Source organism: Edaphobacter aggregans DSM 19364, from assembly GCF_000745965.1.
Taxonomy (GTDB): Bacteria; Acidobacteriota; Terriglobia; order Terriglobales; family Acidobacteriaceae; genus Edaphobacter; species Edaphobacter aggregans.
In genome coordinates this window covers 1-18,938 of the sequence record NZ_JQKI01000015.1, presented here as the reverse complement: position 1 = coordinate 18,938, position 18,938 = coordinate 1, and the positions used below count along the sequence as shown (strand labels likewise).

Here is an 18,938-nt window from a genome sequence, read left to right as displayed (position 1 = left end):
TTCTGCTCGAGGTTCTGTCAACAGGTATGGAGCACACTGAGCAGTCCGATGTCAGCGCCCAGGTGCTTCGGGTTGCGAGCGACGTCGATCAGCGTGGCGGCACTGCTGCGGAAGAGGAGATCGTAGAGCAGTCGCTTGTACTGAAGCACAAACGTGGATAGTTTGTGAGGCAGTGTGAAGACGACGTGGAAGTAAGGCACGGGCAAGAGCTCGGCCGAGCGCGCGGCCAGCCACTTGGCGCGTGCGTTGCCCTGGCACTTGGGGCAGTGCCGGTTGCGGCACGAGTTATAGGAGATGGCCTGGTGGCCGCAGCGGAGACACTGATCGCGATGCCCACCCAACGCCGCAGTGCGGCAACGGACGATAGCATCCATCACCTTGCGGTGCTGGTAAGCCAGGCGCGAAGCGTGACGTTCGAAGAAGCTGCTGCCCGATGCTCGGATGATGTCGGCCACCTCGAGGGTGGGCCGGCTCATCGTTTCGCGCGTCTCCTGGAGTGCTTGACCGAGGCAGATGTCGATACATCGATCGCCTCCAATGGACTGGCAATGGCTTGCAGATGGCTCAATGGCACATCGCGGTCGCGACCTCCCTTGCCTTGCTGAATATGAAGCACCATGCGCTCGCGTCGATATCGGAGACCTTCAGACGGCACAGCTCTGCACGGCGGGCTCCTGTCGCATAGAGCGTCACGATCATCGCGCGGTGCATGAGACTGCCGGCTGAGTCGATCAGCTTCGCCACCACTTCTTGACTCAGCACGGTGGGCAGGCGCTTGTGGCACTTGGGAAACGGAATCTGATCGGGCAGATAGGATCGTCCAAGTGTCTTGACGAACAGAAACCGCAGTGCTGCAGTCTGTCCCTCGATGGTGCGCGGCGAGAGCTTGCAATCGCGGAACAGATGAACCTGATACTCGCGAATATGGTCCGGCCCGAGCTGATCTGGCGATCGGCGGAAGTACTTCGAAAACTCCTCCACCGCATGAATGTAGGAACGTACAGTGTTCGGAGAGTAGTTACGACGCTGGAGCTCATCCAGCATCCTCTGGCGAAGACGGGTCACAGGGAAACCTCCTTGTGACCCACCCTAACTAGAGCTAACGCCCGTGTCCGCCACAACTGTAGCATCCGCCGCGCCAGCGGCTTCGTTCAAACGCCGTTCTGGTGACTTAAACAACCCAGGTCGAATTCGGCTGCCTGACGGTCCAATTCCGCAACTAATGCAGCTGCTCGACTCAAAGTCACATCGATCCGCATAACCCGCCCTAAGCCGCAGGTGTGTTGCCGTAGCGAAGGTTGCGTCAGCGATGGTGTGGAGCGAGCCATACCTAGTATTCTGATCAAGCGGCTATGGCATATCCCACAAACAACCTCAGGATCAAATCCAGTAGAGTCGTTCTTCCTCCAATTTTCCTCGAGGAGGAACTGCCTATCACTGACAACGCTTCGCGCACCGTCTTCGAAGCACGTCGTCAGATCGTAGACATCCTCAACGGGTCAGACGACCGCCTGATCGTCGTTGTAGGACCCTGCTCCATCCACGATCCGATCGCCGCCAGGGAATATGCGAGCTTGCTGAAGGAGGCTATCGCAGAGCTTTCTGGTGATCTTATGGTCGTCATGCGTGTATATTTCGAGAAACCGCGTACGACGCTTGGCTGGAAGGGGTTGATCAACGACCCTTACTTCGATGAATCCTTCCGCATTAGTGACGGATTGCGCACTGCACGCCGCCTCCTCCTCGATCTGGCCGAGATGGGCGTGCCCGCCGGTACTGAGTTCCTCGACATGATCTCGCCGCAATACGTCTCCGACCTCGTAAGCTGGGGAGCCATCGGCGCGCGAACGACCGAGAGCCAAGTCCACCGCCAGCTTGCCTCCGGCCTCTCTTGTCCGGTCGGCTTCAAGAACGGTACCTCCGGCAACGTACAAATTGCGATTGAAGCCCTCCTCTCCGCAAGCCATCCGCATACCTTCCTGGGAACCTCCGAAACGGGACAATCCGCCATCCTTCTCACCTCCGGTAATCCGGACTGCCACGTTATCCTGCGCGGTGGGCGGCAGATCACCAACTACGATGCCGCCTCCGTCGCTTCGACCGCCGAGCAGATGGAAAAGACAGGCGTCAAACCGCGCATCATGATCGACTGCAGCCACGCAAACAGCGGCAAAGACCACCGCAAGCAGGGCTCAGTATGCCGCACCGTGTCAGAGCAGATCACGAGTGGGGAACGTCGCATCATGGGCGTCATGATCGAAAGCAATCTCGTCGCTGGATCGCAGACTCTCGTAAACGGCAAGACACTTGTCTATGGCCAAAGCATCACCGACGCCTGCATCGATTGGCCTGAGACCCACTCGCTCCTGCGTGAACTCGCCACCGCCGTACAGAAGCGGCGCACTCACCTTCGCACCGGGCAAGTTTAGACTGAGGAACGTGAATCTCGCATGCTCTTGAAGATATCGCGCCTAACCAGTAGGCATCGTTAGCAATCTCGGCACGTCCGCAAGAAACTCTAGCAGGGGCTCCTGAAACCTTCACAATGTTCGCGAACTCAGTGGCATGGACGGCAATCTCGACGTCCAGAGGAGTCGACCTGTTCTTGAGGACATCAAGCGCAAGTCCACCCGTTGACACATCTCAGTAGGTGATCGTGATCCCTAAATCGGAATGCCGCGTCGGAGCCAGAGCCGGTCATATTCCTCTCTGCAATTGTAGTTGGTTCGGCCGAATCTACTCTTGCGTAACACCCGGGTTCACCCGCACCTCCTTTAGGGCTCCGCTCCATGACGGTCAGCGACCATTTATTTCATAGATATACCGCATTCTCGAGAGAGGTAGCGGCTTGAATCCGTTCTGGATGGCAAGTTTTGGAAATTAGTTAGATCGCGCAGGCTTTACGGAGTTCTTCTTCAATACCCGCGAGCAGGCCGGGGATTGGCGTAGGGCTGGTGTGCGTGAGGTGCAGCGAGCCGTTGACGGTGACTGCTCCGAGAATCTGCTCTCCCTCGATGCCACGGAGTGCACATGGTGCCCAGAGGGTCTCGAGCTTCAGCGGACCGAAGGTGCTGTCGAATGGGAGACGGCCGAGGTTGGAGAACATGACCTGTGCGTTGAATGCGTTTCGCTTGAGTTGAAACGCCTGTTCGATGGTGAGATTGGAGGAGACGGCTGTGGATTGGAGATCGATCATCCTGGAGATATTCTCTGTGCTCTTGACGGCAGAGAGGCCATCTTTCGCGAACCGTGCGAGCTCCCAGAACGTCGTCGGGACGCCTGGCGCCATGGAGATCTCACCACCACCGAAGGAGACCATGCATTGATCTTTAAGGCCGAGAATGTCGCGGATCTCAGCGGGCGACATGATGCGGAGCGGGTTATTGCGCCAGCTTTCATCGATGGCTCTGCCTGCTATGGTGAGCGCAGCGGAGATAGCGGCGTGGATGGTGACGCCTTCCTCGCGAGCGCGGCGCTGGAGTGCGGTGGTCTGTTCTGTCGTGAGTTTAATTCCTTCCACATGGGGCATAGGCGGGCGCTGAGCTGCGAAGGATGGCAGGCCGGGCTCGGTGGAGGTGCGCTGTTGCGCTCCGAAAAGAATTTCGCGAGAGGGCTCCAGTGGCAGAGCCTCGAGGGCATGTCCGCTGAGAGCGAGGAGGATGTCACGCAGGAGAAAGATGAGCGAGAAGCCGTCGGAAACAGCGTGATGGGAGGAGAGGATAAAGATACAGTGCGTCTCCTGATGGAGCAGTACAGCACGGAAGAGAGGAGCTTGATCGGGGGTGAAAGGTTCGTTTACTTCTTCGGCAATCTCCCGCTGCCACCGGGCATTGGGCGATGTAACCACGCGGAGCGGGACGCGCTGGCCGGTGACGCGGCGGAAGTGAGGGACGCGGTTGAACGTGGTGTCGATGCAGGCAGAAAGCAGCGGGTGACGTTGCTGTACTGCTTCGAGCGCGTCGCGCCACTGCTGAACGGTTGTGTGGCCGGAGATTTGGGCTGCAAGTGCATGGTTGGTGGGAAAGTGCTGGTCGAAGAGGCAGAAGAGCTCTTCAAAGGCGCCGAGGGGACGGAGTAGGTCGCCGGGCAGGAGTTCGAGAGACTGAAGTTCAAGGGAGGTCGAAGACATGATGCTTTCCTTTCCAGGTTTGAGGCGAGAGATGTAGCCTCGCCGCTGCACGGGAAGTGTGCAGCGACGAGGAACGCCTGGCGTGGAGCTACGCGCTGACGGTGTCGCGGACGCACTCCTCGATGAGGCTGAGCAACTCGGCTTCGACGTCGTGGCTGGCGAACTCGAGCGAGAGTTGCTGGGCGCGCTCACGGTAACTAGGCTGCGTGATGATCTCGTCGACTGCGTGCCTAATGGCATCAGGGGTCGCCTGGTTGGTGCGCAGATCGATCCCCGCGCCGGACCACTGGACGTGAGCAGATACCTCTTCCTTATCTTCAGTAAGACCGGCGGAGATGACCGGAATGCCGTGGGAGATCGCCATGTTTACGGTACCGTAGCCTCCATTGGTGATGAGGAGGTCGATCTCCGGCATGATCTGCGCGTAGGGCAGGAACAAGGCGATGCGGGCGTTGGAGGGGATGGCAACAGGGATGGACTCGACTGGCTGCCCGCCGGTGGTAACGATGATGGTCATGTCTTCCCTGCCACCGAGCGCGACGAGCGCGGGGGCGATGACCTGGCCGAAGTCGCGGTTGGCAATGGTGCCCTGCGTGATTAGGACGAGGCGCTTGGTGCGGTCGAGGTGCTGCCACCACTCGGGCAGCGTGGGCTGGCCAGCTGACGTGGGCAACGCGCCGATGTATTGCACCTTCGAGTTGGGGTCAGGGTACTCGAAGCTCTCGATGCCAGGGTGCAGATAGAGGTCGGGCAGCGTGGTCATGGCTTCGAGGATGGGGCATGGAAGCGCGGGATAACCAAGGCTGGCGAGGGCGGCGTTGACTGCCTGCTGCGCGGGCTGGAGCATGAAGCGCTTCCGGAGTTGCAGCTCTGCTTCGCGTTGCTCCGGCGTCTCGTCGGGACGCATGGGAATGTTCTTCCCGCTGCCGATATTGACGATGGAGATGCCAAGGTGCGCGATGGTGGGGCGCTTGTCGCGAGGGCCGACGAGCATGGGGAGCGTGCCCCAGTAGAGAGAGTCAGCGAGAATGATATCGGCTTGGAAGTCGTAAAGCGCCATCTTGAGGCTGGCGGACTGGGCGGCGATGTTGCGGGCAAAGAAGTGGACGAGATCGTAGCCGGTCATCTCCATACCGGGCGACTTCTGCATGCGCTCCGGGTACGTCTCGAAGTAATAACCTGCTGAGGTTTGAGCGTTGGGAATCTCTGAGAGGAAGCGGTGGCCGGCGGCTTCGACGGCGGGACGCAGGTCTTCGCTGACCTGCACGGCGACCTCGTGGCCGGACTCCACCAATAGCGAGGCGATGGACAGAAGTGGATTGAGGTGTCCGGCCGCCGGTATAGAAGCGATAAGAATTTTCATAAGACCTTTCGTTGGTTAGTGGGAGAAATTGAAGCAGGTTTTAGAGACGCAGAGTCAAGCGGGTCGGGACGATGAGAAGGAAACAAACAACAGCAACTGACTCATAGCCGAGTCCTATTCACATTGGAGAGTCATTCGTCATGGGAATAACATTCGATCCATTGCACTCACGAATAAACTCCTCTGCGAAGATGAAACGTTTTTGATTCTTGAACCATGCGCGGGATGTCTGATTTCCAGTGGCATTCCTGCAGCGAAAGAGTCTCTTGATGTAGGTCATAGACACGACGCGAAGAGTGGAGAGAAGGCCTCACTCGCTTCCCTGTAAAACTGAACACGGCGCCACTCTTTTTATTCCCGGCGCAAATAAATTGATCAATGCCCAACGGCCATTGACGCAGCCGTAAACTTGATCTCCTCTTCCAACGGCCGTAGCAGAAGTCTGGAGTGAGGAGGTACATCGATCGACTCTTTCGCCGTTTGGGCGATAGAGTCTCGTCGCCGTACACGCAACGGCAAGGGCCCAATGCAATCATCCCCGATCGCTTGGCATAAGGAGACAGAGTTTTGTCGGATGTTTTTCGATCATTCCCGATGTCTCGAGAGGGGTTGATATTTCCTAGAGGCTGCGGGGCTGGAGTGAGAAGTATATCGAGTGATACATCAAAAAACATGGTTAGACCGTCCCTGACGACCGGCAGACAAGCGTTTGAGTGGAGAACGCGGCTGGCCTCTTGAAACCAGAACACCGTCACAACCGGAATATTCCGCAAGGTACCGGAATATTCCCTAAAACGTCACACCTCCCTCTTGTGAGCATCGCTAAGTCGCCCTATACCTCGCTTCGCAAGATGCTGTTCGCATAGCGCTCACGGATTTGAAGGGAAGAGTGAGGTGGGTTGGCCGAAGGCAATATACAAAACAATTACAACTCACCGATATCCACCTGACACAAAACCGTCACACCGGAAGCACACTGAACTAGGTCGGAAAACGACGCCAAAACGATGCCGAAACGAAATGGGTCCTCGAAGAAAATAGTTTTCTTTTTTCCTTCTTTCGCCAGTTCGGAGGCGACAGCTCCTCTGGGCATTCTCGCGGTAGCGACCCCGCTCATCCGCGCCGGCTATCAAGTGGTTCTCATTGACTCCACGATCACGCCGAACTATAAGAAGCGCGTTCTTGAAGAGGTCCGCGACGCCGTTTGCCTAGGCATCTCTCTCGTAACCGGTCCCATGATTCGGGAGACTGTCGAGATCGCCACCGCCGTCAAGGAATGGGACCCCGATTTCCCCATTGTCCTGGGAGGCTGGCATCCGTCGTTGCTTCCCGATCAGACTCTTCGGGCCGCCTGTGTCGACTATGTTGTCCGAGGCCAGGGAGAGGACGTTTTCCTCGAACTAGTCCAGCACCTCCAGTCCAACGCGGCCGTTGACCTCATCCCCGGTATCGGCTTCAAACGCGACGGCAGGCTCATTTTTACTTCCGAGCGCCCCCTAAAGCCGCTCGTGGAGATGCCCCCCAAGGCGTACCACATTGCCGACTTCGACGCCTACGAGCGTGGCTGCGGAAAACGCTGGGCCATGTACACTTCCTCGCTCGCCTGCCCGTTCAACTGCGCCTACTGTACCAATGCCGGCGTCTACGGCCGCAAGTGGAACGCTCTCCCGTCCGAACAGTTTGTCGAAGAGACCGTCGACCTCACCCGCCGCTACCGGCTCGAGATGCTCTGGGTCGTCGACGACAACTTCATGGTCGACCTCGATCGCGCGCGCGGTATCGCAGAGGGGCTGGTCAGAGCGGGTTCGCAGTTCAAGTGGAGCGTCCAGGCTACGACCAACATGGTTGCGCGTCTCTCGCGCGAAGATCTAGCTCTGCTGCGTCGAGCCGGCCTGCACCAGATATGCCAGGGCGTGGACTCGGGCTCGCCAAAGGTGCTGCAGCTCATGGGCAAGACATTCCAGGACTTCGATCAGATCTATGAGAGTGCGGCGCGCTGCCTATCGGCTAATATTCGTCCCTCTTTCAACATAATCTTTGCCTTCCCCGGCGAAGGGCCGAAGGAACGCCGCGAAACCATCGAGTTCATGATGGACGTCTGCCGACGCTTTCCTGGGGCCGAGTTCTGGACCAATATCTTTACGCCCTACCCGGGTTCCCCCATCATGAAACATGTCGAGGAGCTCGGCATCGAGATTCCCACGACCTTGGAGGGCTGGGCCGACTACTTCCCCCGCTATACCACCCTCCCCTGGCTTAAGGGCAAGGAGCACGCGCGCCTTCAGACCACCCGCGACTACCTGCGCATCGCCTTCGACCGGATTCCCATCGCTGCCGACAAGCGCGATCCCATCACGCGCATCGCTCAGAAAGCCATCTCACTTCCCGCCCGTTGGCGGCTCGATCACGACGTTTACAAGTACCCGGTTGAGCTTTGGCTAAATAAGAAGCTCAACCAACGTTTGGGTATCGCACGCAGCAGTAAGCCGGCCGTCGACGCCAAGCGCCTCGCTGCTACCCCAGGTGAGGCTGCGTGTTGAATACCTCGATCCAAAGTCGTGGCAAGGTCGTGCTCTTTTATCCGCCTTACGATGGCCCGCCGCTCGGCGCGCCCCTCTCGCTGCTCGCGCTGGCCGGCACACTCCGCGAGGCTCGCTTTGAGGTCGTCCTTATCGACGCCGCGATCCAGTCTCGCTACCTTGACCGCATCGCGGAGGAGTGCAAATCTGCTCTCTGCATCGGCATCTCGGTTCTCACCGGTCCGATGATTCGAGGAGCTATCGTCGCAGCCCAGCACGTCAAACGGCACGCCCCGCACGTCACCGTTATCTTCGGCGGATGGCACCCCACGCTTTGCCCCGAATCCACCCTTCGCGAGCCCTACGTCGACATCGTCGTGCGCGGCCAGGGCGAGGTCACAATCGTCGAACTCGCCGCCGCGCTTGCCGCGAAACACCCGCTCGACCTCATCGCCGGCATCTCCTGGAAGCGTGATGGCCGCCTGATTCAGAACTTCGACCGCCGCGTCCAGCCAATCGACACGTTCGCTCAGCCCGCATTCGACCTGACCGACTTCGACTCCTACGAGCGCGTGACCGGCAAGCGGGAACTCGCCTACGCCACCAGCGTCGGCTGTCCCTACGCCTGCAACTACTGCACGGACATGGTGGTTTACAAACGCCGTTTCAATGCCTATGACGCTGGTCATGTCGTCGCTGAGCTGACCGGGCTTGTCCAGCGCTATCGTATCACCCACGTCGCACTTCTGGACTCCAATTTTCCTGTAGACCTGCGGCGCGCCATCGCCATCACCCAGGGCATCGTCGACTCCGGCGTAAAGTTCTCCTGGACCTTCCAAGCATCTACGGACTTTATCTGCCGCATGACTCAGGACGAAGTCCAGCTGCTCGCTGACAGCGGAGTCAACTACATGGGCTTCGGCACGGAGTCCACCTCAAAGACGGTTCTCAAGATGATGAACAAGCGCCACCAGCGCGTCGATGAGATGTACGAGACGGCTCGCAAGGCCTCCCTCGCTGGAATACGCGTCAACTTCAATCTCATTCTTGGCTATCCCGGTGAGACTGAGGCCGACCGCCTCGAGACCTTTCGCACCATGAGCGACATCGGCAACCAGTTCCGTAACGTCCGCTTTTCTCCCAATATCTTCACTCCCTACCCAGGTATTCCTATTTGGCCGCAGTTGCGTGAGCTTGGTGTTTCGGAGCCGCAGACGCTTGAGGACTGGGAGAATATGCCGCTTGGCGCCAACCTGCTTCCATGGCTCAAAAGCCGCGAGCTCTCCCGACTAAATCGGATGCTCGAGTATTTCCTTCTACTCAACCAAGCCCGTCGCCGTTCCTCAGGCGACTCGTTCCTCAAGCGGCTCACCACGTCGCTCATCTGCAATCCGATTCGTTGGAGATTGAAGGCAAGCCTCTTCTTCTTCCCCTGGGAGCTCTGGCTCTCGCGTTTCTCCGAAGACATCGTCAAACGCCGTTCCCTTGTTACCGGAGCGGAGCTTCCGGTGGAGTCCGCAAATGTCTGCTGAGTTCTTTCCCGCAAGACGCGCAGTCGAGGTACTGCTCACGCACTCCTATCACCTTGCGCACGATGCCAAACAGTGGCGCAAGATGCAGCCGTATCCTCCCCTTGGCACCCTCTACGCCGCCACCGCACTGCGTGGCTGTAGTGTCTCCGTGGCGATCTTCGATCCCACCTTTGCCGATCCTATCCCCAACTTCATCGAGGCCCTTGACCGACACCGCCCGCGCATACTCGTCCTCTACGAGGACGATTTCAACTTTGTAACCAAGATGTGCCTGACGCATATGCGTGAGCTGGCTTGCGAACTTGCAGCCATTGCCCACTCTCGCGGCATCACTGTCATCGCCCACGGTTCCGACGCGACTGATCACCCCGCCCACTACCTGGACCGCGGTGTCGACTTCATTCTGAATGGCGAGGCTGAACAAACCCTGACCGAGCTCTGCACCTCTTTGCTGCAAACGGGCAAACCGAAGGTCCTCCCTGGACTCGTTCACTATGTGGACGACAAATTGGCAACCGCTGCGCCACCGCCCATCAACTCATCCTGGGCCAATCTACCGACCGTCGCTCGTGAGCTCATCGACATGGAGCCATACCGATCCGCATGGACTGCAGCGCACGGGCACTTCTCTACAAACGTCGTTGCCAGCCGGGGCTGCCCCTTCCGCTGCAACTGGTGCGCCAAGCCCATCTCCGGAAGCCGGTTTCAGCTCCGCCCTCCCGAGGCCGTGGCTGCCGAACTCCATCAGTTGAAGACCGTCTTCGGAGTCGAGCATATTTGGTTTGGTGACGATGTCTTCGCTCTCGACCGCCGTTGGGTCGAGGCCTTTGCCACGGCCGTCGAATCCTATGGCGAACCGCTTCCGTTCAAGATCCAATCCCGCGCTGACCTTCTCTCTGAATCCACCGTCAATGCACTCAAACGCGCCGGTTGCGCGGAGATCTGGATGGGCGTCGAGTCCGGCTCGCAAAAAATACTCGACGCCATGAATAAAGGCCTCTCTCTCTCCGCCGTTCACGCCGCCCGTCGCCGACTGGCAAACGTAGGCATCCGCGCCTGTTTCTTCCTCCAGTTCGGTTACCCGGGCGAGGGCTGGCCCGAGATTCTTGAGACCATAGCACTCGTCCGCGAAACTCGGCCCGACGATATCGGCGTCTCCGTCTCCTATCCACTTCCCGGCACAGTCTTCTACGAGCGAGTTCAGCAACAGCTTGGATCCAAGCGCAATTGGAACGACAGTGATGACCTCTGTACGATCCACACCGCTACCTACCACGACGACTTCTACCGCGCTCTCCGACAGGCCCTCCACGCCGAGGTCGCCAAGATCGATGCGCACGCCATCGACACGTTATGGGCCACCGTACACGCACTCGAGCCGGTGAGCCGCAATGCCAATATTCTTACGCTCAGTCACTCCGTCTTTATGCCATTGGAGGAAGTGCTGACCGAAAGGGGTGCCTGATGGCTGACCTTCTACTCACCCACGGCTACTTCCTCTACGAGGATCCTAAAGAGATGCAGATTATGAAGCCCTACGCTCCCCTGGGCATCCTCTACCTCTGCTCTCATCTCCGCCAGAATGGCTTTGATGTCGACGTCTTCGACACGACCTTTTCCAGCCGCACTGCACTCTTTCACCACCTGCAATCAGAAACACCTGGCGTCCTGGGTATCTACGCCAACCTGATGACGCGCGCCAACGCCGTCGAGATTATGGGTGTTGCCCGTCAAGCCGGATGGCGTGTCATCGTAGGAGGTCCCGAGCCCGGCGCCTACGCCCAGGAGTACCTCGAAGCTGGCGCTGAGTTCGTCGTCTTCGGCGAAGGCGAAGCGACCATGCAGGAGTTACTTACCGCCCTCCGGGAGCACCCTGACGCCCTCGCCTGGCGCTCGAAGATCGCCGGCGTGGCATACCTCGACGACTCCGGCCGCTTCCACCAGAATCCTCCCCGCGGTCAGATCGCAGATCTCGACGCGCAGCCTTGGCCCGCCCGCCACGCTATCGATCTCCACCGCTACGTCGACACCTGGCGCGAACACCACGGGCAGGGCTCCGTCAACTTCATCACCGCACGCGGCTGCCCTTATAAGTGCCGCTGGTGCAGTCACCAGGTGTACGGCCAGACCCATCGCAGGCGAAATCCGATCAAGGTCGTAGATGAGCTCGAATGGCTTTTGACCGAATACACACCGGACATCGCGTGGGTCTCTGACGATGTCTTTACCATCAACCACCAGTGGATTCGACAGTATGCCGCAGAGATGCACCGCCGCGGCCTTCACATTCCTTTCGAGTGCATCTCACGCGCCGACCGCCTCAATGAAGAGATGCTCGATCTTCTCGCCGAGCTAGGCTGCTTCCGGATCTGGATCGGCTCCGAATCCGGCTCCCAGCGCCTTCTCGACTCAATGGACCGTGGCGTCAAGGTAGAGCAGGTCCAGCGGGCTGTCGCCATGAGCCGCGCGCGTAACATTCAGAGCGGCATGTTTCTTATGTGGGGCTATGAGGGCGAGGAGATGCAGGACATTGAGGCGACCATCGACCACGTTCGTAAGGCCCAGCCCGACATCTTCTTTACCACTGTCTCCTATCCCATCAAGGGCACACCCTACTACTCCGAGATTCAGAGCAAGCTCGTGCAGCTGAAACCGTGGGGTCAATCTTCCGACCGCGAGATCAAGATCCAGGGCCGACACTCTCGCGACTATTACGCCCACGCCGACAAGCTGCTCCGCGCGGAGGTGCAACTCGCGCGGCTTGCACAGAGCAATTCCAACGATCCCTCTGACCTTCACCAACTCAAGATGCAGATCGCCACAGCCCGGCAGGGCCTGGCCGCCACCGCGACTGAGGTGGAAGCGTGAGCACCCAGGGGCTCGGAATCTCCGCCGGGGCGGCCTTCGACCGTCTGGCCGACACCTACGATCGAGACTTCACGAGTTCCCTGATTGGCCGTGCGCAGCGCAACGCCGTCTGGGAGGTGCTGCTCAAGACCTACCACCCGAAGGACAACATTCTTGAACTGAACTGCGGTACCGGCGAGGATGCCTTGTTTCTCGGAGCCAATGGAATTTCGGTCTTTGCCTGCGACGCCTCTCAACAGATGATCGCCCGCGCCGAGCAGCGCCTCGACCTCAGCTCGCCAATTCCTCCCATAGTCTTCCACCAACTCCCCACCGAACGCATTGATGAGCTCACCCCTGCCGTCCGCTTCGATGGCGTCTTCTCCAATTTCTCCGGACTCAACTGCATCGAGGACCTCGGACCGGTTGTCGCCGCCCTGTCCGGACTTGTTAAGCCGGGAGGCACGCTCCTGTTCTGCTTCTCTACTCGCATCTGTCTCATCGAGATCCTCTACTACCTCAGCCGGGGTCAGGTGGCGAAGGCACTCCGCCGTTGCAAGGGTTATGCGGATGCACAGCTGAATGGAGCAACCCTCCGCGTTTACTATCCGACCCTGCGGAAGCTTCGCCGCAGTTTCGCGCCACACTTCCGCCTTCGCTCTCGCGTTGGTGTCGGAGTTGCCATTCCTCCGTCCTACCTGGAGCCATGGGCGCGTCGTCATCCGCATACCTTACGACTACTGTGCCATCTCGAAAACATCCTCGCCAATCTGCCTTTTTTCCGCGCGACCGGCGATCACATTCTGCTGTGCTTCGAGAAGGTCTCCCCATGACCACCATCACGCCAGCAGAGACCCCCACCGCGTTGGCCACAGATAGCTTCCACTTGTGCTGCTGGAGTTGCGGCGACGTCCTGAATCCCAGGGTCTCAGGCAGCCATCCCTGCGTCCGGTGCGGCGCCGTCACTTTGCAGGAAGACGGGATCTGGCGGTCTCTTCCTCCAGGCCGCGCGGAATCGTTCGACCGCTTCATTGCGGAGTACGAGTTCATCCGCGAAGCCGAGGCACGTGGCAGCAACGACCCCGCATATTACCTCGCTCTCCCTTATGACGACATCACAGGTAAGCTCGCCGCCCAATGGAAAATTCGTGCTGCAACTTACCGTCATCTCGAACGCAAGATCCTCAGCAGGCTGCAGAAGCGTCCTCTCCGCATCCTCGACCTGGGGGCCGGCAATGGCTGGCTCAGCTATCGGTTGTCACTTCTTGGGCATCGGCCTGTCGCCGTCGACATCCTCACAAACAACCGGGATGGCCTCGGTGCGGCCGCCCACTACGCCGCACATCTTCCATCCATGTTCCCGCGCGTTCAGGCTAGCGTCGATCGCCTCCCATTCCCCAGAGCCGCCTTTGACCTTGCCATCTTCAATGCCTCCTTCCACTATTCGAAGGACTACACAAGGACCCTTGCCGAGGCACTTCGCTGCACATGCCCAGGAGGCAAGATCGTTATTGCCGATAGCCCCTGGTACCGGCATGAATCCAGTGGCACAGCAATGGTCGAAGAAAAGCACGCTCACTTCAGATCCGTATACGGCTTCGCATCCAATTCTTTGGCCAGCCAGGAATTCCTTACCCCGCAGCGCCTTGATGCACTTGCGACTGCGCTTGGTATCCGCTGGCAAATTCTGAAGCCTTTTTATGGCGTTCACTGGGCCCTCCGCCCACTGCGCGCAAAGCTTAAAGGCCGTCGTACCCCCTCGGAGTTCCGCATCTTCATGGCCGAGGTTCCCGCATGATCATCCTCTATCACCCCCGAGCCACCAAGCCGCGTAACCGCCGCCTTCCACTCGCTGTCCTCGCCCTCGCAGCAGTCCTTGAAGGCAAAGAGGAGTATGAGATTGTAGACGGCAACCTCGAGGAAGACCCAACTGGCCGCATCCTCCAACTCATCGAGAAGCATCACGTTGAGCTCCTCGGCGTGTCTGCCATGCCGGGCCCACAGATGGTCGTCGCCATGGAAACCTCCCGAGAAGTCCGCAAACTACATCCAGAGGTCCCCATCTGCTGGGGCGGCTACTTTCCCTCCATTTATCCCGAGGCCGCCCTCAACGCACGCTACGTTGATTATGTCGTCCGTGGCCAGGGTGAAGATACCCTGCTGGAACTTCTCGATGCACTCCGTGGCAACCGCCCCCTCGAGGGCATCAAGGGTCTGCTCTACAAAGACGTCTTCGGCCTGCATCGCGACAACGGCGAACGGCCGATGAAGGGACCGGATGAGTTTCCCTGGTCGCCATTCCATCGACTTCCGGTGGAGAAGTATCTCCGCCCCTCGTTCTTCGGTAAACGAACGGCGGTACACCACGCGAGCATCGGGTGCCCCTTCAATTGCAGCTTCTGCGGCGTTCATGCCGCGTACGGCAATAAAGAAAAATTTGAGTCCCCAGAGCGCACCGTCGCCATCCTCACACATCTCGTCGAACGTTATGGCGCCGATTCCGTACAGTTCTACGACATGAATTTCTTCCTCCGCGAAGACCTCGCCCGCGAACTCTGCGATCGCATGGCTTCGCTCAAGCTCCGCTGGTGGTGCGAGGCACGCGTTGACATCATGTCTCGCTACTCCGATGAGACATGGGCCGCGATCAAGCGCGCCGGCTGCGCCATGATCTTCTTTGGCGCGGAGTCAGGTTCGGACTGGGTTCTTGAGGAGATGCAAAAAGGGATAACCACACAACAGACGCTCGAGATCGCCCGCCGCACCCGCGAGTTCGGGATCATTCCGGAGTTCTCCTTCGTCATCGGTAACCCCAATGATCCCGACCGCGATACGCGTGAGACGCTCCGCTTTATCCGAAAGATCAAGCGCATCAACCCGGATTCCGAGATCATCATTCAGCACTACACTCCCACTCCTCAGCCCCATAGAGCCGGCGGAGAGATGTATGGCAACATCGAGGTCCCGTTCCCTGACACGCCCGCCGGTTGGGCCACTCCCGAATGGATGAACTACACTCTCCGCATCGATACGAATGCACCCTGGCTCAAACGAAAGACTAAGCAACTCATAGACAACTTCGAAATCGTCGTCGCATCCCGCTGGCCCACCGTTCAGGACATCCGTGCACCCCGCTGGAGCCGTCTCTTCCTCAAAGCCCTCAGTGCATGGCGGTATCGTTTGCATATCTACAGCTTTCCCTTGGAACTTCATTTAGCCAATCAGTTCATCGCTCTGCGCAAACCCAAGCGGGAGAGCTTGTGACGGCGCCAAGTACAGTCTCGTCCAGTGGCACCTTCGACCGTTGGGCGCAGGTCTATGATCACCAACTTAATCCTCTGCTAACTCTAGAAGAACGTACACTCCCCGCCCTCTTGCCTGAAATTGCCGGCACTGACGTCCTCGACGTGGGCTGCGGTACCGGCCGCTGGCTCAGCCGCCTTGAGGCACTCTCTCCAAAATCTCTGGCAGGCATCGACTGTTCGCCTGCGATGCTAGAGCGTGCCCGTCTAAAGCTGGCCCCGGCCACGGCACTCCATCTCGGAGACGCCTCCGCTCTTCCCGGCAGCGACGGCTCCGTAGAACTGATCGTCGCCTCCTTTGTGCTCAGTTACATCGACAGCCTCACGGCCTTCGCCGATGAGTGCGCTCGCGTCCTGCGTGCGGGCGGCCAAATCCTCCTTTCTGACATGCACCCTGTCACCGCAATCCAGCGCAATTGGACTCGCGCCTTCCGTATTGAAGATGCCAGCATCCAACTACCTGCAACCACGTACTCCCTCGACGACATTCTTTCCACCTTTGCCGATAGAGGCTTCGATCTCATCCAACTGACGGAACCCTCCTTCGGCGAACCAGAGAGAATCCTCTTCGTGCAGAGAGGCAAGCTTGGCGACTTCGACCGTTTCGCCAGCACACCCGCGATCTATCTCCTCAAGCTGCAGAAGCGAGCGTCGCCTACTTTCGACCTTCAACTCGCAAATGTGCCCTGGAGCGCAAACGAATCAACGTGGGATGTCTCCCCGATTTCCGTTCAGGACGGATTGTTCGTCGCTCGAGACACACCGCACAGCTCCCTCGACCTCACGGGCTACGTACTTCTTCCAGGTCTCATCAACGCCCATGACCACCTCGAGTTTGCTCTCTTTCCCAATCTCGGGCGCCCGCCAGACCAACCACCCTTCCGCAACGCCGCGGAGTGGGCCCAAGAGATTCATCAGGTTCACGCCCATACCATCGCGCAACACCTACAGGTTCCGCTTGAGACCCGCCTCTGGTGGGGCGCTATCCGCAATCTCCTCTCAGGCGTCACGACCGTCTGCCACCACAACCCTCTTCATCCCGCGCTCACCGAACCCGGATTTCCCATACGTGTCCTCAGTAACTTCGGCTGGGCTCACTCGCTCGCGTTCGATCCAGATCTCATTGTGCGCTTCCAGTGCACTCCCCCCGGGTTACCTTTCATCATTCACGCTGCGGAAGGCACCGACCCACAAAGCTGTAACGAGATTATGGAGCTTGACCGCATCAATATCCTCAACGACCGTACCGCCCTCGTCCACGGACTCGCGCTTGGCACCCGGCAGATCGCGCTCCTGAATGAACGTGGGGTAGCCGTCATTCTCTGCCCAACTTCCAACCGCTTCCTCTTCAATCAGACTCTCTCCGCCGGCCTTCTCACAGCCATTGAGCGTAAAGCCCTCGGTAGTGACTCTCCTCTTACTTCGAGTGGGGACCTCCTCGATGAACTTTACTATCTGCACTCGGAACAAGCAGTAGACCCTGCCATTCTTTACAACCTCGTCACCACGAATCCAGCAGCAGTTCTCCGCTTGAATCAGGGTGAAGGCCGCATCATGCCCGGTAAGCGAGCAGACTTTATCGCTGTTCGCGATATCCAGACCACACCTGCCCAAACACTCGCGCAGCTGACCTCGGCCGATGTAGAACTCGTCGTACTCGAAGGACGCGTCCAGGTCGCATCACCTACCCTCTACGCTCGCCTGTCGCAACACCACCGCTCCGGCCTCTACCTCCTCCAGATAGGAGGCATCGAACGCTACGTCCGTGCTCCCCTGCCTCATCTTTTCGAAAGCGCAGAACAGGTCCTCGGTCCAGGCAAGCTTCGCCTCGGTAACAAGGAGGTGCGTCATCTCACAACTATATAAAATCCAGCCCGCTGAAGTCGCCCACCAAGACTCTCGAATCTCCACTTTGCCGATACTATTGCTAAACATTCACACACTTTGTAATTGCCGATGTGTCATGTGCGATATCTGGCAGCGCACCGAATCCCAGGAACTCTCCGCCGCAACCCTCATGCGCCATCGCGACTCGTTAATTCATCTCGGCGTCCGACAGGTTGTCCTCTCGGGTGGAGAACCGTTACTCAACCGCGACCTCCCGGCCATTCTTGAGTTCTTCCGCTCTCTGACTATCCATGTCACCCTGCTCACAACAGGTTTGCTCTTACATAAGCGAGCCGCTCTTATCGCAGATGGGGTGGACGACATCATTCTTTCGCTCGACGGCCCCGCACCTATCCATAACACCATTCGCCGCATCCCCCGCGCCTTCGAAACAATTGCCCACGGCATCGGAACTATCCGCGACCTTTGCCCCTCGATGCCTATCGTCTGCCGCACAACTGTCCAGAAGCAAAACCATGCGCACCTCCGAGCCACCGTCGATGCCGCGCACGCCATTGGCCTGGACAGCATCTCCTTCCTGCCCGCAGACCTCACCTCTGCCGCTTTCAATCGTAATGAGCCCTGGACTGCCGACCGCCAGAAGGAGGTCGCCCTCACCGCAGCAGAAATCACTGCCCTTGAATCAGAGATTGAAGGCCTGATCGCCACCCACCAGCACGATATCCGCTCACGCTTTATTCAGGAGGACGAAGCCAAGCTTCGCCGCCTCGCCACACGCTTCGGTGAACACCTTGAAGGGACACCGCCTCGATCCCCTCAATGCAACGCGCCCTGGGTCTCAACCGTAATGGAGGTTGACGGCACGCTACGCCCCTGCTTCTTCCAGCCAGCCATCGCATCCACAGCCGGGGCAACGTTGGAACAGGCCCTCAATAGCACCATCGCCCGCGCCTTCCGCAGTAATCTCGACGTCCCAACCAATCCCATTTGCCAGCGTTGTGTCTGCTCCCTCAACTACCGGCCCGGAAAGATAGGTCCTGAGGTAGTTTCGACACTAGCAAAGAGCGGCCTCTAGTACTGTGGCCGCATGTATAGGTAACCAATGTAGGCGCTTGTTGGGTTCTGGTGCTGGCTGTATATCTGGGGAGTGAGCAGAGGCATACGACTTCAGATTGAACTCAAGCAGCGAGATCGACAGCAGATCGATCAGTTGTTAGGAGGCGGGTTGCAGTCGGTACGCACGACACATTGCGCGCCTTGGCCTTGCATCAATTGGATCAGGGACAGTCCACGCCTGCGGTGGGAGCCAACCTGGGGCTTTCCGCCAAGGCGGTATGGCAGATCGGCAAGCGGTATCTTGATGGCGGGCTGGAGCGGGCGTTGTTCGATGCCGCCCGT

General features: G+C 58.8%; 14 protein-coding genes and 1 pseudogene. 11 read left to right on the top strand and 4 right to left on the bottom strand.

Translation table 11 applies throughout. The features are described from left to right. Positions 1-20: 20 nt before the first annotated feature. Both Q363_RS07315 and Q363_RS07310 read right to left on the bottom strand, forming a co-directional pair. Positions 21-476: pseudogene (locus Q363_RS07315) on the bottom strand (IS91 family transposase); the annotation flags it as partial. A gap of 88 nt (positions 477-564) precedes the next feature. Next, positions 565-1,065, bottom strand: a complete 501-nt coding sequence (locus Q363_RS07310; protein ID WP_157466605.1) for a tyrosine-type recombinase/integrase — start codon at positions 1,063-1,065, stop codon at positions 565-567. Positions 1,066-1,352: 287 nt separating this feature from the next. Here Q363_RS07310 and Q363_RS07305 point away from each other — a divergent pair, with 287 nt between their 5' ends. Then, on the top strand, positions 1,353-2,429 hold the full coding sequence (locus Q363_RS07305; RefSeq protein ID WP_035349049.1) for a 3-deoxy-7-phosphoheptulonate synthase: 1,077 nt from the start codon (positions 1,353-1,355) through the stop codon (positions 2,427-2,429). 455 nt (positions 2,430-2,884) lie between these two features. Here Q363_RS07305 and Q363_RS07300 read toward each other — a convergent pair whose 3' ends face one another. Further along, positions 2,885-4,129 carry a phthiocerol/phthiodiolone dimycocerosyl transferase family protein gene (locus Q363_RS07300; RefSeq protein WP_035349048.1) on the bottom strand — a complete coding sequence of 415 codons (1,245 nt, stop codon included), beginning with the start codon at positions 4,127-4,129 and terminating at the stop codon, positions 2,885-2,887. 88 nt (positions 4,130-4,217) lie between these two features. Next, positions 4,218-5,492: a glycosyltransferase gene (locus Q363_RS07295; RefSeq protein WP_035349047.1), complete on the bottom strand. Its 1,275-nt coding sequence runs from the start codon at positions 5,490-5,492 to the stop codon at positions 4,218-4,220. A 1,007-nt stretch (positions 5,493-6,499) separates the two neighbouring features. Between Q363_RS07295 and Q363_RS07290 the strand changes: the two genes are divergently transcribed. From Q363_RS07290 to Q363_RS46125, 10 genes are all read left to right on the top strand, one after another. Beyond that, positions 6,500-8,032, top strand: coding sequence for a B12-binding domain-containing radical SAM protein (locus Q363_RS07290; RefSeq protein ID WP_035349046.1), 1,533 nt, complete (start codon positions 6,500-6,502; stop codon positions 8,030-8,032). After that, entirely contained in the window at positions 8,029-9,543 is a 1,515-nt protein-coding gene (locus tag Q363_RS07285; RefSeq protein WP_245632080.1) for a B12-binding domain-containing radical SAM protein, read from the top strand. Before Q363_RS07290 ends, Q363_RS07285 begins: the two co-directional genes overlap by 4 nt. After that, positions 9,533-11,008, top strand: coding sequence for a B12-binding domain-containing radical SAM protein (locus Q363_RS07280; protein ID WP_035349045.1), 1,476 nt, complete (start codon positions 9,533-9,535; stop codon positions 11,006-11,008). Before Q363_RS07285 ends, Q363_RS07280 begins: the two co-directional genes overlap by 11 nt. Beyond that, positions 11,008-12,411, top strand: coding sequence for a B12-binding domain-containing radical SAM protein (locus Q363_RS07275; RefSeq protein WP_035349044.1), 1,404 nt, complete (start codon positions 11,008-11,010; stop codon positions 12,409-12,411). Before Q363_RS07280 ends, Q363_RS07275 begins: the two co-directional genes overlap by 1 nt. After that, on the top strand, positions 12,408-13,223 hold the full coding sequence (locus Q363_RS07270) for a class I SAM-dependent DNA methyltransferase (protein WP_035349042.1): 816 nt from the start codon (positions 12,408-12,410) through the stop codon (positions 13,221-13,223). Before Q363_RS07275 ends, Q363_RS07270 begins: the two co-directional genes overlap by 4 nt. Next, the gene (locus Q363_RS07265) at positions 13,220-14,188 is read left to right on the top strand and encodes a class I SAM-dependent methyltransferase (protein WP_084080112.1); all 969 of its coding nucleotides are present in this window, start codon (positions 13,220-13,222) and stop codon (positions 14,186-14,188) included. The genes Q363_RS07270 and Q363_RS07265 overlap by 4 nt, the downstream gene beginning before the upstream one ends. Further along, positions 14,185-15,654 carry a B12-binding domain-containing radical SAM protein gene (locus tag Q363_RS07260; RefSeq protein ID WP_035349040.1) on the top strand — a complete coding sequence of 490 codons (1,470 nt, stop codon included), beginning with the start codon at positions 14,185-14,187 and terminating at the stop codon, positions 15,652-15,654. Before Q363_RS07265 ends, Q363_RS07260 begins: the two co-directional genes overlap by 4 nt. Continuing rightward, complete coding sequence (locus Q363_RS07255) at positions 15,651-17,558, top strand: methyltransferase domain-containing protein (protein ID WP_035349039.1); 1,908 nt, start codon at positions 15,651-15,653, stop codon at positions 17,556-17,558. Before Q363_RS07260 ends, Q363_RS07255 begins: the two co-directional genes overlap by 4 nt. After that, positions 17,542-18,615, top strand: coding sequence for a radical SAM protein (locus tag Q363_RS07250; RefSeq protein WP_084080134.1), 1,074 nt, complete (start codon positions 17,542-17,544; stop codon positions 18,613-18,615). Before Q363_RS07255 ends, Q363_RS07250 begins: the two co-directional genes overlap by 17 nt. A 173-nt stretch (positions 18,616-18,788) precedes the next feature. Further along, the coding region (locus Q363_RS46125; protein ID WP_211256135.1) for a helix-turn-helix domain-containing protein at positions 18,789-18,938 on the top strand (150 nt) is incomplete at its 3' end.